This window comes from Mycolicibacterium phocaicum (assembly GCF_010731115.1).
GTDB lineage: Bacteria > Actinomycetota > Actinomycetes > Mycobacteriales > Mycobacteriaceae > Mycobacterium > Mycobacterium phocaicum.
The window spans coordinates 4,505,458-4,519,415 of record NZ_AP022616.1 but is presented as its reverse complement, the minus strand read 5'-3'; the positions used below and the strand labels follow the sequence as shown (position 1 = coordinate 4,519,415).

Here is a 13,958-nt window from a genome sequence, read left to right as displayed (position 1 = left end):
TGCGCGCAGCACGACTCGAAATGGATGAGTAGCAGGAGATCATGAGCACGACACAGCTTGCCCTGGAGGGCATCCGGGTCATCGACATGACCCGCGTCTTCGCCGGCCCCATCAGCGCGCAGATACTGGGCGACCTCGGCGCTGACGTCATCAAGGTGGAGCGACCGGGCAGCGGTGACGAAGGGCGCGGTTACGGTCTTGCCTCGGTCGAGGGCAAGGATGGCAAGGACCTTCGCCAGTCCGGCTTCTTCACCGCGTCGAACCGCAACAAGCGGTCGATCACGGTCAACCACTCCAAGCCGGAGGGGCAGGACATCCTGCGTGCCCTGGTCAAGACCGCGGACATCCTGATCGAGAATTACAAGGTCGGCGACCTCAAGCGGTTCGGGCTGGACTACGAGAGCCTGAAGGCGATCAATCCCCGCCTCATCTATTGCTCGATCACCGGCTTTGGCCAGACCGGGCCGATGGCGGCGCGCGCGGGCTACGACGGGTTGTTCCAGGCGAGCGGCGGCATGATGGCCGTGACCGGCATCCCCGAAGGCCAACCCGGCGCGGGTCCGGTGAAAGCCGGTCCCAGCCTGGTCGATTTCGTGACCGGCCACAACAGCGCCATCGCGATCCTCGCCGCGCTGAACCATCGCAACAACACCGGCGAGGGCCAGCACATCGACATGGCGCTGCTCGACAGTTCCGTGGCGATGATCTGCCACATCATGCAGGACTATCTGATCAGCGGCGTCCAGGCGGAGCGTCTGGGCAATGGTGGCAACGGCGGCGGACCCGCCGACCTCATCCATGCGCGCGACGGCATGACGTACATTACGGCCGGCAGCGACGCCCACTGGCGGCGCATGGCGGAGTTGATGGGCCGGCCCGAGCTCTACGCCGACCCGCGCTTCGACACCAACGCCAAGCGGGCCAAGATCAATCGCGCGGAGTTGATCGACATCATCAACGTGTGGAGCCGGCAGTTCACGACGGAGGAGCTGCAGGCGAAGTTCGACAGCGTGGGCATCCCGGCCGCGCGCTATAACGATCTAGCAGAGGTCTGGGATGATCCGCAGGTGCAGCATCGGGGCCTGCGCGCCACGACTCCGCACATGTGGGCCGCCGCCGGATCGGTCGACCTGATCGGCAGCCCGCTGGCGGGCATGGGCGCGACGCCTGCGACGATCCGCCTCGCGCCGCCGCTGATCGGCGAGCACACCGCGGAGGTACTGGGCGAACTGGGCTATGACGCGGCGCGGATCGCGAGCTTGCAGGAGCAGGAGATCATCTGATCGGGAGGGTCCGCCACCAGGTCAGGCTCGCGAGATCGCGATCCAGCCACACATGAAAATGCCCGCCTAGTTGCGACAGAGTTGTCGCAACTAGGCGGGCAAATACATATATCCGAACCTCGCGGCCGGATGAAACTACGCCCGCTGGCTCGACACCGAAATGATCTCACCGGTCAGGTAACTGGAGTAGTCACTGGCCAAATACGCGATGGTGGTGGCGATTTCCCACGGTTCGGCGGCACGGCCGAATGCCTCGTCGGAGGACAGCCGGTCCAGCAGCGCGGCATCGGCCGACTTCTCCAGGAACTTGTGCCGCGCGATACTCGGGGACACCGCGTTGATCCGCACCCCGTACTCGACGGCTTCGATTGCGCTGCAACGGGTCAGGGCCATCACCCCGGCCTTGGCGGCGGCGTAGTGCGACTGCGAGTGTTGGGCGCGCCAGCCCAGGACACTGGCGTTGTTGACGATCACACCACCGTGCTCAGCACCGCGGAAGTACCGCAGCGCCGCCCGGGTCGCGCGCATCACCGAGTTCAGCGTGACGTTCAGGACGCGGTCCCACTCGTCGTCGGTCATGTCGACCAGCGGTGTCTCGCCACCGAGGCCGGCGTTGTTGACCAATACGTCCAGGCGGCCCATCTTTTCGACGGCCGCGGTGATCAGGGCGTCGACGGCCTCGGTCGAGGTCACGTCGCAGACGACGGCCTCGACCTTGCCCAGGCCGAGTGCGGCCAGCTGGTCACGCGTTTCGTTGAGGCGACGCTCGTGGTAGTCGGACACCACGACGTCGGCGCCTTCCAACAGCGCCCGACGGGCAGTGGACGAGCCGATGCCGGTGCCGGCGGCTGCCGTCACGAGGACGACCTTGCCCTTCAGCAGGCCGTGGCCTTCAACCTCGGTGGGTGCAACTGAAAGATCCATCAGCCCTTGGCCTCTCGGGGTAGGCCGAGCACACGCTCGGCGATGATGTTGCGCTGAATTTCGTTGGAGCCGCCGTAGATGGTGTCCGAACGGGAGAACAGGTACAGGCGCTGCCACTCGTCGAACTCGCCGCCGGGCAGCGTCAGGCCGGCCATGCCCTGCACGTCCATGGCGATCTCACCGAGCTCGCGATGCCAGTTGGCCCACAACAGCTTTGACACGTTGTCCTGGCCCGGCTGCTCGACGTCCATGGTCGCCATCGCGTAGGACCGCATGGCCTGCAGGCCGGTCCAGGACTCGGCCAGCTTGGTGCGGATCAGCGGATCCTCGATGGCGCCGGTGCGCTTGGCCACGTCGATCAGGCCCTCAAGCTCACGCTTATAACGGATCTGCTGGCCCAGCGTCGAAACACCACGCTCGAAGGTGAGGGTGGCCATCGCCACGCCCCAGCCCTGCCCGGGCTCACCGACCACCAGCGACGCGTCGGTACGGGCGTCGTCGAAGAACACCTCGTTGAACTCGGAGTCACCGGTCAGCTGAACGATCGGACGGATCTCGACGCCCGGCTGGTCCAGCGGCACCAACAGATACGACAGGCCGTGGTGGCGCTTGGAGCCCTTCTCGGAGCGGGCCACCACGAAGCACCACTGCGCCCAGTGCGCCAGTGAGGTCCACACCTTCTGGCCGTTGATCACCCATTCGTCGCCGACCAGTTCAGCCGACGTCGAGACGTTGGCCAGGTCGCTACCGGCGCCGGGCTCGGAGTAACCCTGGGCCCACAGCTCGGTGACATTGAGGATGTTCGGCAGGAAGCGCTTCTTCTGCTCCTCAGTGCCGTACGCGATGAGCGTCGGCCCCAGCAGTTCCTCACCGAGGTGATTGACCTTGTCCGGGGCGTCCGCCTTGGCGTACTCCTCGTAGAAGGCGACGCGGTGCGCGACTGACAGTCCCCGACCGCCGTGCTCCTCCGGCCAGCCCAGGCAGGTCAGGCCTGCCGCGGCCAGGTGCTGGTTCCACGCGCGTCGTTCTTCGTAAGCCTCGTGCTCCCGACCGGGGCCACCAAGGCCTTTCAGAGCTGCGAATTCACCGACGAGGTTGTCGGCAAGCCATTGCCGGACCTCGGCCCGGAACGTCTGGACCTCTATCACCCTTGTAGGCTAACCTACCAAGCACTTGCTTTGTTAGAGGGAGTTCCGATGAGTGGGTCCGACGGCACCCAGCAGCCCGGTCGGCAGACCCCACCGCAGACCTACACAAAAGAACATCTGGCTAACTTCAAGACACCGCGTTCGATGGCGTTCCTCGAGACGCTGCCGCGCAACCCTGGAGGAAAAGTGGTCAAACCTCTGCTCCGGGCGAGCGAAGCGACGGGCAAGACAAACGGAGAGACGAGTCGGTAAATGGATCTGACATTCGACGACGAAACCGAGGAATTCCGGGCCGAGGTCCGCGACTTCCTGGCGGCCAACCGGGACAAGTTCCCCACCAAGTCCTATGACACCCTCGAAGGTTTCGAGCAGCACCGAGTCTGGGACAAGGTGCTTTTCGACGCCGGCCTTTCGGTCATCGCGTGGCCGAAGGAGTACGGCGGCCGCGACGCCACCATGCTGCAGTGGGTCGTGTACGAGGAGGAGTACTTCAAGGCCGGCGCCCCCGGCCGGGCTTCGGCCAACGGCACCGCGATGCTGGCGCCGACGCTGTTCGCGCACGGCACCAAAGAGCAGTTGCAGCGCGTACTGCCGAAAATGGCCTCCGGTGAGGAGATCTGGGCCCAGGCGTGGTCCGAGCCCGAGTCCGGTAGCGACCTGGCCTCCCTGCGTTCGACCGCGACCAAGGTCGAGGGCGGCTGGAAGCTCAACGGCCAGAAGATCTGGAGTTCGCGTGCCCCGTTCGGCGAGCGCGGTTTCGGCCTGTTCCGCTCCGACCCGGAAGCCCAGCGGCACAAGGGCCTGACGTACTTCATGTTCGACCTCAAGGCCGAGGGCATCACGGTCCGCCCCATCGCCCAGCTGGGCGGTGAGACCGGTTTCGGTGAGATCTTCCTCGACGACGTGTTCGTCCCCGACGACGACGTCATCGGTCAGGTGCATGGCGGCTGGACCGCGGCCATGAGCACGTCGAGCAACGAGCGCGGCATGTCGCTGCGCAGCCCGGCCCGCTTCGTCGCCCCGGCCGAACGCCTTGTCGCGCAATGGAAGGTCGACCAGAACCCCGCCTACGCCGAGCGCGTCGCCGACGCCTGGATCAAGGCCCAGGCCTACCGCCTGCACACCTTCGGCACCGTCACCCGCCTGGCCAACGGTGGCGAACTGGGCGCCGAGTCCTCGGTGACCAAGGTGTTCTGGTCCGACCTCGACGTCGCCCTGCACCAGACCGCACTGGACCTGCGCGGCCCCGACGCCGAGCTGTACGACCACTGGACCGAAGGATTGCTGTTCGCCCTCGGCGGCCCGATCTACGCCGGTACCAACGAAATTCAGCGCAACATCATCGCCGAGCGCCTGCTGGGCCTGCCCCGCAAATAAGAGGGATTGTTCACGTGTTCTTTGAATTGGACGAATCGCAGCGTGATTTCGCTGCGAGCATCGACGCCGCGCTGGGCGCGGCAGACGTGCCTGCCGCCGTGCGGGCGTGGGGCGGAGTCGAGAAGGCAGCCGACGCCGCCCCCGGCCGCAAGATCTGGTCGACGCTGGCCGACCTCGGCGTCACCGCACTGAACGTGCCGGAAGAGTTCGACGGCATCGGTGCGCATCCGGTGGATCTGGTTGTCGCCCTTGAGCGTCTGGGCTACTGGGCCGTCCCGGGCCCGGTCACCGAATCCATCGCGGTGGCCCCGGTGTTGCTGGCGGCAGACAAGCGTTCGGAAGGCCTGGCCTCGGGCGAGCTCATCGCCACCGTCGCTCTGTCGCCGCTGGCCCCGCGGGCCGTCGACGCCGACACCGCCGGTCTGATCCTGCTGGCCGGGGACGGTCAGGTGCAGGACGCCACCATCGGCGCAGAGCACCAGTCCGTCGACCCGGCCCGTCACCTGTTCGACGTGACCGCCACCAGCGAAGCCCAAACCGCGGACACCGCAAAGGCTTTCGAGTTCGGCGCGCTGGCCACCGCCGCGCAACTGGTGGGCGCAGGCCAGGCGATGCTCGACATGGCTGTCGAGTACGCCAAGCAGCGCACGCAGTTCGGCACCGTGATCGGGTCGTACCAGGCCATCAAGCACAAGCTGGCCGACGTGCACATCGCCGTCGAGCTGGCCCGCCCGCTGGCCTACGGCGCGGCCCTGGCCCTCGCCGACGGGTCGCCCACGCTGGCCCGCGATGTCAGCGCCGCCAAGGTCGCGGCCAACGAAGCCGCGCTGCTGGCCGCCCGGTCGTCGCTGCAGACGCACGGCGCCATCGGTTTCACGCAGGAACACGACCTGTCCCTGTTGCTGCTGCGCACGCAGGCGCTGCGCTCGGCGTGGGGCGACTCGACGTGGCACCGGACCCGCGTACTGGAAGGGCTGTGACAATGAGCGAAGAACGGGAGATGTTGCGCGCCACCGTCGCGGCGCTGGTCGAGAAGCACGCGAGCCCTGAGGCCGTCCGGGCTGCCATCGAGTCCGAGAAGGGCTACGACGAGAAGCTCTGGCGGATGTTGTGCGAGCAGGTCGGCGCCGCGGCGCTGGTCGTGCCCGAGGAGCTCGGCGGCGCCGGCGGCGAACTGGGTGACGCCGCCGTCGTTCTCGAGGAGCTGGCCAAGAACCTGGTCCCGACTCCGCTGCTCGGCACCACGCTGGCCGAACTGGCGCTGCTTGCCGCCGGTGAGGAAGAGCCGCTGGAAGGCCTGGCCGAGGGAACATCCATCGGCACAGTGGTTTTCGACGCCGGCTACGTCATCAACGGTGACGTCGCCGACGTGGTCATCGCCGCGCAGGACGGCCAGCTGACCCGCTGGACCGACAACACCGTCACGCCGGCCACCGCGATGGACCCGACCCGTCGGCTCGCCGCAGTGACCCCCGGCAGCACCACCGCCCTCGGCTCCGACCCGGGCCTGGCGGACACCGCCGCCATCCTGATGGCCGTCGAGCAGGTCGCCGCCGCAAGCCGCTGCCTGGACCTGACCGTGGCCTACTCCAAGGACCGCGTGCAGTTCGGCCGCCCGATCGGCAGCTTCCAGGCGCTCAAGCACCGGATGTCGGACCTGTACGTCAAGGTCTCGGCCGCCCGCTCGATCGTCAACGATGCGCTGGCCGACCCGACGCCCACGAATGCGTCACTGGCCCGCTACATGGCCACGGAGGCGTTCAATGCCGTTGCCGGCGAGGCGATCCAGATGCACGGCGGCATCGCGATCACCTGGGAGAGTGACATCCAGTTCTACTTCAAGCGCGCGCACGGCAGTGCGCAGCTGCTCGGGTCGTCGCGGGAGCACCTGCGTCGCCTCGAAGCCGAAGTTCTGGCCTAACGTCGAGGTATGACCAATCCGGTAGCGCTGCGCGCGGGCATCCCACCGTTCTATGTGATGGACGTGTGGCTGGCCGCGGCCGAGCGCCAGCGCAGCCACGGCGACCTGGTGAACCTGTCGGCGGGACAACCCGCCGCACAGGCACCGGCGCCCATCCGGGCCGCAGCCGCCGAGGCGCTGGCCAACGACAACCTCGGGTACACCGTCGCACTCGGCATTCCCGAGCTGCGGGAAGCCATCGCCAAGTCGTACCTGGACCGGTACGGCGTCGAGGTGGAACCGGACGCCGTCGTCATCACCACCGGATCCACGGGCGGATTCCTGCTGGCGTTCCTCTCGTGCTTCGACATCGGCGATCGCGTCGCGGTGGCGAGCCCGGGCTACCCCTGCTACCGCAACATCCTGTCGGCGCTCGGTTGCGAGGTCGTCGAGATACCGTGCGGACCCGAAACCCGTTTCCACCCAACCATTTCCATGTTGGAGCAGCTGGACCCACCGGTGAAGGGTCTGATCATCGCCAGCCCCAACAACCCGACGGGCACCGTGCTGCCGGCCGAGGATCTGGCCGCCATCGCCACCTGGTGCGACGACAACTCCGTACAGCTCATCAGCGATGAGCTGTACCACGGCCTCATCTACGACGATGCCCCCGCGACCAGCTGCGCGTGGGAGACCTCGCGCAACGCCATTGTGGTGAACAGCTTTTCGAAGTACTTCGCCATGACCGGCTGGCGGCTGGGCTGGCTGCTGGTGCCCGAGCCGCTGCGCCGGGCCGTCGACTGCCTGACCGGCAACTTCTCCATCTGCCCGCCCACGCTGCCGCAGTACGCGGCCGTCGCGGCGTTCACGCCCGAGGCCATCGCCGAAGCCGACGCCCTGGTGCACCGCTACGCGGAGAACCGGGCGCTGCTGCTGGCCGGGCTGGCGGAGATCGGGCTCGGCAAGCTGGCGCCCGCCGACGGCGCGTTCTACGTCTACGCCGACATCTCGGAGTACTCGACGGACTCGCTCACGTTCTGCGAGCAACTCCTGGCCGACACCGGTCTGGCGATCGCACCGGGCGTGGACTTCGACACTCAGCACGGCGGATCGTTCGTGCGGTTGTCGTTCGCCGGACCGAAGTCCGACATCGAAGAAGCGCTCCGCCGGCTGGGTCCCTGGCTCGCCGCGTACCGCCAGGGGTAGCTGTCGCGTTTGCCACACAAGAGGCAAGAACAAACGGCAGGCCGGTACCATCGGTCCGCAATGTCCCAGGAAACCGACAACCCAGAACCGGAAGTTACCGACGACTTACCGGTGAACCGCGAGGGCCTCGAACGGCACGGCATCAAGCTGTCCACGCCCATCGGTGAGATCGCCATCGCGATCTCGACGCCGCGCGGTGGTTTGGCGATCCCGAAGCGATTTGACCCGCTCGGCCTGGCCAACCGCGCCCTCGGCGTCGCGAAATTCGGTTTCAAGCTGGCTGCCTGGGGTGGCGAGCAGATCGCGATCGCGACCAAGACCACCGTCGAAGCCATCGAGATGGCCCCCGAGCGGACGCCGGCTCCCGCCCCGCAGAAGCAGCCCGCCAAGGAGTCCCTGCACGGCAAGCTCGGCGGCCTGCTGGACCGCGCCCTCGATCAGAGCACCGCCGACGGGAAGACCGAGCTGTACCACCGACTGCTCGATCAGCTGGTTGCCGACGAGGCCCGCATCATCGGTGCGCTGTCCGACAACGAGTCGTCGCCGCTGGTGAACATCTACCCGCGGAACCGCAGTGTCGCGACGCTGGAGAACGCGTGCCTCATCGGCCGCACGGCCAATGTCGCCCTGCCGCTGATGGTGCCGCAGTACGTCAGCCACCTGCTGGCGCTCGGGCTGGTCGAGACCGTCCCCGAGGACCCAGACCTGAAGGCCGACTACGAGATTCTCAGCGCAGAATCGATGGTGTTGAAGGCCATCAAGGACGCCTCGCGGGGCCCCTTCCCGGCACGCGTCGAGAAGCTTGCGTTGCGGCTCTCGGAGCTCGGCCGCGGGCTGTGGGAAGCCGCGATGCAGGACGGGTCGTAGGTCACTTTCCCCGTCGGCCACGCGTTGATCGTGCGTCCTGGGTCTTGGCTACTCGAACTTTGTGTGCGTCCGCGCACAGTCAACGCCCACAAGGCATTTGCTTGTCAAGTGCCCAGCACATTCACGCACACGAATATGCGACCAGAGCGTCTCAACCGCGGCCGATCCAGCGAGCTGTACGCACATCCGGCGTAACCGTCATGGACGGGACACTCCGGTGGCAACTATGCGCTCACTGTCGGCGCGGTCGACGTCGGCCAGGTCGATCCCCTTGGTCTCGCGGGCGAACGCCAGCGCCAGGAGCGTCACCACGCAAGCGCCGGCCAGATAAATCGCGATCGGCACCGACGAATGAAAGTCCTTCAGCAGCCGTACCGCGATGATCGGCGCAAGGGAACCGGCGAAGATCGCGGTCACCTGATAGCCAAGGGACACACCGGAATAGCGCATCCGGGTCGGGAACATCTCGGACATCAGCGCGGGCTGCGGTGCGTACATGAACGCATGCGCGACCAGGCCCGCGGTGATCGCCGTCATGATGACGAAGTAGTGCTTGCTGTCCATCATCGGGAACGCGACGAAGCCCCAGGCAGCGGTGAGCAGCGTCCCGATCAGATACACGGGCCGGCGGCCGATGCGGTCGGAAAGCCTGCCCACCAATGGAATTGCCACCAGGTGCACCGCGTGGGCCACCAGCAGGTACCACAGGATCAGCGAAGTGCTCACGCCCGCATGCACTTTCAGGTACGTGATCGAGAACGTCACCACCAGGTAGTACATGATGTTCTCGGCGAACCGCAGACCCATGGCGGTCAGCACCTTGCCCGGGTAGTACCGGAGCACCTCCACGACGCTCAGCGACGATGCCTTGACGCGCTCGGCTTCTTCTTGTGCCGCAACGAAAATCGGCGCATCGGTGACCTTGGTGCGGATGTAGTAGCCGACCAGCACGACGACCGCCGACAGCCAGAACGCCACCCGCCAGCCCCACGACAAGAACTCCGATTCCGGCAGCGTCCCGGTCAGCGTCAGGAGAACGACGGTGGCCAGGATGTTCCCCACCGGCACCCCGGCCTGGGGCCAGCTGGACCAGAAGCCGCGCTGCGCAGCGGGGCTGTGCTCGGCGACCAACAACACCGCGCCGCCCCACTCGCCGCCGACCGCGAAGCCCTGGATGAACCGCAGCACCACCAGCAAGGCCGGCGCCCAGTAGCCGATCTGACCGAAGGTCGGTAGGCAGCCCATCAGGAAGGTGGCCGAGCCGACCAGCAGCAGCGAGAACTGCAGCAGCGTCTTGCGGCCGAACTTGTCGCCGAAGTGGCCGAACACCACGCCGCCCAGCGGGCGCGCGACGAAGCCCACGGCATAGGTGACGAAGGCCGCGAAGATGGCATCGAGATCGCTGCCGCTCTGCCCGAAGAACACCTTGCTGAACACGATGGTGGCAGCGGTGCCATACAGGAAGAACTCGTACCACTCGACGACGGTGCCGGCCATGGAGGCCAGGACGACCCGACGTAATCCGGACCGGATCGGCGCGCTCATGGCGCGACTATAGCCAGGTGTCCTCGGTCGTCGTGGTCAAGAACGCTTCCAAATCGTCGCGCCATTGCGCCGGGGTGTTCTTGTCGGGCTCGATGCCGGTGTACTCGCCGCGGTAGAACAGCAGCGGACGCGGCTTGATGGCCTGCGGTTCCGACATCGACTGCACTGCGCCGAACACCACGAAGTGGTCGCCGCCGTCGTGCACCGAGTGCACCGTGCAGTCGATGTGCGCGAGCGTGCCGTCGAGCACCGGGGAGCCCAATCCCGAAGGGCTCCAATCGATACCGGCGAATTTGTCCTCGGCCTTCGAGCCGAACTGCGCCGAGACGTGCTGCTGGTTCTCGTGCAGCATGTTGACGCAGAACTTGCCGCTCGCCTCGATGGCCTTCCAGGCCCGCGAGTGCTTCGTCGGGCAGAACAGGACCAGCGGCGGGTCCAGCGACAGCGCGGCGAACGACTGGCAGGCGAAACCGACCGGCACACCGTCATTCACGGTGGTGATGACGGTGATACCGGTACAGAACTGCCCGAGCACATTGCGGAATGTGCGGGGGTCGATCTGCGGGGTCTGGGTCATGCCGGGCGAGCCTACTTGAACCCGACGCTGAAGTCGTGGCCCCACAAGCTGATGCCGACGCTCTCGCGGGCGATCCAGCTCTCGTCCTCGACTTCGAGTCCCTCGCAACCGAATTCCATGTCGAAGCCACCCGGCGTCTTCATGTAAAAGGACAGCATCTTGTCGTTGATGTGCCGGCCCAGCGTGGCCGACATCTTGACCTTCTTGCGGTTGGCGCGGTCCAGGCAGAGGCCGACGTCGTCGGAGTTCTCGACCTCGACCATCAGGTGCACGATGCCCGTGGGGTTGGGCATGGGCATGAACGCCAGCGCGTGGTGCCGCGGGTTGCAGCCGTAGAAGCGCAGCCACACCGGGTCGCCATCGGCCGGACGGCCGGCGAGCTGCGGAGGCAGCCGCATCGAGTCACGCAACCGGAAGCCCAGCACATCCTGGTAGAACGCCTGCGCGGCGGCGTCGTCGTTGCACGTGAGCACGACGTGGCCGAGGCCCTGCTCGGCGGTGACGAACTTGTGGCCGTAGGGGCTGACGAAGCGACGGCCCAGGTACTGGATGCCGTAGTACACCTCGAGGGTGTTCTCGGCCGGGTCCTGGAAGCTGATCATGCCCTCGACCTTGCGGTCGAGCAGCTCCTCCTTGGTGCCTTCCTTGAACGGGACGCCGTGGGCGCTCAGGGTTTGCTTCAGCTGCTCGAGGGCGGGCGCGTCGGCGACCTCCCAGCCCGAAGCCAGCAGCCGGTCCTTCTCGCCGGGCACGATCACCAGACGTGCCGCGACGTCGTCCATCCGCAGGTAGAGGGCGTCGGGGTTGGTGCCCTCGCCCTCCATCATGCCGAGCACCTTGAGCCCGAACTCGCGCCAGGCCGCCACATCGGTGGCCTCGATGCGCATGTAGCCGAGGGCCTTGATCGTCGTCATGCCATGTCTCCTCTAGCTGCCCAGAAAATCGAGGGTCAGCTTGTTGAACTCGTCGAACTTCTCTAGTTGTGCCCAGTGGCCGCACTGACCGAACACGTGCAGCTGGACCCGCGGAATCTGCTTGAGCGCCACCAACGCCCCGTCGAGCGGGTTGACCCGATCCTCACGACCCCAGATCAGCAACACCCGCTGCCGCAGCTTGTGGACTTCGCGCCACATCATGCCGAGCTCGAAGTCGGGCCCCGCGAAGGACTTGACCATCGCACGCAGCGCGGCGAGCGACTCTGGTGTGCTGGCGATGGCGAACCGCTCGTCGATCAGCTCCGGGGTGACCAGGCTCTGGTCGAACACCATGATCCGCACGAACGCCTCGAGGTTCTCGCGCGTCGGCGCGTAGGCGAACTTGCCGAGCAGCTTGACGCCCTCGGTGGGGTCGGGCGCGAAGAGGTTGACGCTCAACCCGCCCGGGCCCATCAGCACCAGCCGGCCGGCCCGCTCGGGATGATCCAGCGCGAACCGGACCGCCGTACCGCCACCGAGCGAATTGCCCACCAGCGCAGCCCGTTCGATACCGAGGTGGTCGAACAGCGCCAGCAGTGCGGTGGCGCTGTGGCGGTGGTACTGCACATGGTCGGTGGGCTTGTCCGAGTATCCGTAGCCCGGCTGGTCGACGGCCAGCACATGGAAGTGCTCGGCCAACACCGCGATGTTCTTCGAGAAGTTCGACCAGCTCGACGCACCCGGGCCGCCGCCGTGCAACAGCACGATCGTCTCGGCGGCCGGGTCGCCGGCCTCGTGGTAATGCAGGCGCAGATCACGGTTGACCTGCGCGTACCGCGAGGTGGACTCGAAAGTGACCTCGGAGACCGCGGTCATCAGACCATGGTGTCGGCCGGGGGCAGACCGAACTCGTTATTACCGAAGATCAGGTAGGCGCGCTCGGGCTCGTTGGCGGCGTGCACCCGGCCGGCGTGGGCGTCCCGCCAGAAGCGCTGCAGCGGAGTGCCGTTGGCCAGCGCGGTGGCGCCGGCGGCCTCGAAGAGGCGGTCGACGGACGCGATGGCGCGACCGGTGGCGCGCACCTGGTCACGACGGGCGCGGGCCCGCAGCTCGAACGGGATCTCCTTGCCGGCGACCAGCAGGGCGTACTCGTCTCCGACGTTGCCGATCAGCTGACGCCATGCGGCGTCGATGTCGCTGGCGGCCTCGGCGATGCGGACCTTGGCGAACGGGTCGTCCTTGGACTTCTCACCGGCGAACGCGGCACGGACACGCTTGCCCTGGTGCTCGACGTGCGCCTCGTAGGCGCCGTAGGCCATACCGACGATCGGCGCCGAGATGGTGGTGGGGTGCACGGTGCCCCACGGCATCTTGTAGACCGGAGCGGTGTTGGTCTGGTAGCCGCCGGCGGTGCCGTCGTTCATCGACTTGTAGGACAGGAATCGGTGCCGCGGCACGAACACATCCTTGACGACGATCGTGTTGCTGCCGGTGCCACGCAGGCCGACCACGTTCCACACGTCGTCGATGGTGTATTCGGTGCGCGGGATCAGGAAGCTACCGAAGTCGACCGGACGGCCGTCCTTGATGACCGGGCCGCCGAGGAACGCCCAGGTGGCGTGCTCCGAGCCGGAGGACCAGTTCCAGGCGCCGTTGACGATGTAGCCGTCGCCGGTCTCGGTCACCACGCCCGCGCCCATCGGGGCGTAGGACGAGGAGATGCGGACGGTCGAGTCGTCGCCCCAGACGTCTTCCTGGGCCTGCTGGTCGAACAGCGCCAGGTGCCAGTTGTGCACGCCGATGATCGACGCGACCCAACCGGTGGAACCACAGGCGCTGGCGATGCGGCGGACCGCCTCGTAGAACACCGTGGGGTCGGCCTGGAGGCCGTCCCACTGGGCGGGCTGCAGCAGTTTGAAGAAGCCGATCTCGTTCAGACTGTCGATAGACTCCTGCGGCACCTGGCGCAGGTCCTCGGTCAGCTGTGCGCGTTCGCGCAGCACCGGCAGCAGGTCGTCGATGCCGGCCAGCACGGCCTGCACGTCGAGTTGTTCAATTGACGTCACGGATTGCCTCCCGGGGAGTGGTCGTCTAGACAGAAGATTAGAACACGTTACGATTTGTGTCGAGCATGGCGGTACTACAGCAGGTAGACCCGCATAACTGCACTTTTGTAACCTGTTCTAGTTACTGGCCGTCAGGCCGGTTCGAACGAAG

General features: G+C 66.7%; 14 protein-coding genes. 7 read left to right on the top strand and 7 right to left on the bottom strand.

Features of this window, described 5'->3' with window-relative positions; genetic code table 11:
- The first annotated feature begins 41 nt into the window (after nt 1–41).
- A complete protein-coding gene (locus G6N46_RS21605; RefSeq protein WP_138250844.1) occupies nt 42–1,283 on the top strand; it encodes a CaiB/BaiF CoA transferase family protein in 1,242 nt (413 codons plus the stop codon).
- Between the two features lie 135 nt (nt 1,284–1,418).
- On the opposite strand, the gene ipdF is transcribed toward G6N46_RS21605, so the two are convergent.
- Both ipdF and ipdE1 read right to left on the bottom strand, forming a co-directional pair.
- Complete coding sequence (gene ipdF, locus G6N46_RS21600) at nt 1,419–2,207, bottom strand: (5R,7aS)-5-hydroxy-7a-methyl-1-oxo-2,3,5,6,7,7a-hexahydro-1H-indene-carboxyl-CoA reductase (RefSeq protein ID WP_138250845.1); 789 nt, start codon at nt 2,205–2,207, stop codon at nt 1,419–1,421.
- Complete coding sequence (ipdE1, locus tag G6N46_RS21595) at nt 2,207–3,355, bottom strand: acyl-CoA dehydrogenase IpdE1 (protein WP_138250846.1); 1,149 nt, start codon at nt 3,353–3,355, stop codon at nt 2,207–2,209. Before ipdE1 ends, ipdF begins: the two co-directional genes overlap by 1 nt.
- A 48-nt stretch (nt 3,356–3,403) precedes the next feature.
- On the opposite strand from ipdE1, the gene G6N46_RS21590 reads away from it, so the two are divergent.
- The 6 genes from G6N46_RS21590 to G6N46_RS21565 are packed head-to-tail and all read left to right on the top strand — an operon-like array spanning nt 3,404 to nt 8,705.
- Nucleotides 3,404–3,607, top strand: a complete 204-nt coding sequence (locus tag G6N46_RS21590) for a hypothetical protein (protein WP_138250847.1) — start codon at nt 3,404–3,406, stop codon at nt 3,605–3,607.
- On the top strand, nt 3,608–4,732 hold the full coding sequence (locus G6N46_RS21585) for an acyl-CoA dehydrogenase family protein (protein WP_138250848.1): 1,125 nt from the start codon (nt 3,608–3,610) through the stop codon (nt 4,730–4,732). It begins immediately after the preceding gene.
- A 14-nt stretch (nt 4,733–4,746) separates the two neighbouring features.
- A complete protein-coding gene (locus tag G6N46_RS21580; RefSeq protein ID WP_138250849.1) occupies nt 4,747–5,712 on the top strand; it encodes an acyl-CoA dehydrogenase family protein in 966 nt (321 codons plus the stop codon).
- A 2-nt stretch (nt 5,713–5,714) separates the two neighbouring features.
- Nucleotides 5,715–6,653 carry an acyl-CoA dehydrogenase IpdE2 gene (ipdE2, locus tag G6N46_RS21575; protein ID WP_064859698.1) on the top strand — a complete coding sequence of 313 codons (939 nt, stop codon included), beginning with the start codon at nt 5,715–5,717 and terminating at the stop codon, nt 6,651–6,653.
- Nucleotides 6,654–6,662: 9 nt separating this feature from the next.
- The gene (locus tag G6N46_RS21570; protein ID WP_138250850.1) at nt 6,663–7,838 is read left to right on the top strand and encodes a pyridoxal phosphate-dependent aminotransferase; all 1,176 of its coding nucleotides are present in this window, start codon (nt 6,663–6,665) and stop codon (nt 7,836–7,838) included.
- A gap of 60 nt (nt 7,839–7,898) precedes the next feature.
- Nucleotides 7,899–8,705 (top strand): Abi-alpha family protein, encoded by an 807-nt coding sequence (locus G6N46_RS21565; RefSeq protein WP_064859700.1) that lies wholly within the window; start codon nt 7,899–7,901, stop codon nt 8,703–8,705.
- 198 nt (nt 8,706–8,903) lie between these two features.
- Here the strand turns inward: G6N46_RS21565 and G6N46_RS21560 are convergent, their stop codons facing one another.
- From G6N46_RS21560 to hsaA, 5 genes are read right to left on the bottom strand one after another with little or no spacing between them, the layout of a single operon-like run.
- Nucleotides 8,904–10,250: an MFS transporter gene (locus tag G6N46_RS21560; RefSeq protein ID WP_138250851.1), complete on the bottom strand. Its 1,347-nt coding sequence runs from the start codon at nt 10,248–10,250 to the stop codon at nt 8,904–8,906.
- 7 nt (nt 10,251–10,257) lie between these two features.
- Nucleotides 10,258–10,827, bottom strand: coding sequence for a 3-hydroxy-9,10-secoandrosta-1,3,5(10)-triene-9,17-dione monooxygenase reductase subunit (hsaB, locus tag G6N46_RS21555; RefSeq protein ID WP_138250852.1), 570 nt, complete (start codon nt 10,825–10,827; stop codon nt 10,258–10,260).
- Between the two features lie 11 nt (nt 10,828–10,838).
- On the bottom strand, nt 10,839–11,741 hold the full coding sequence (gene hsaC, locus G6N46_RS21550) for an iron-dependent extradiol dioxygenase HsaC (RefSeq protein ID WP_135356501.1): 903 nt from the start codon (nt 11,739–11,741) through the stop codon (nt 10,839–10,841).
- A gap of 12 nt (nt 11,742–11,753) precedes the next feature.
- A complete protein-coding gene (gene hsaD / locus G6N46_RS21545) occupies nt 11,754–12,617 on the bottom strand; it encodes a 4,5:9,10-diseco-3-hydroxy-5,9,17-trioxoandrosta-1(10),2-diene-4-oate hydrolase (protein ID WP_135356500.1) in 864 nt (287 codons plus the stop codon).
- Nucleotides 12,617–13,807, bottom strand: a complete 1,191-nt coding sequence (gene hsaA / locus G6N46_RS21540) for a 3-hydroxy-9,10-secoandrosta-1,3,5(10)-triene-9,17-dione monooxygenase oxygenase subunit (RefSeq protein WP_064859705.1) — start codon at nt 13,805–13,807, stop codon at nt 12,617–12,619. Before hsaA ends, hsaD begins: the two co-directional genes overlap by 1 nt.
- Nucleotides 13,808–13,958: the final 151 nt, after the last annotated feature.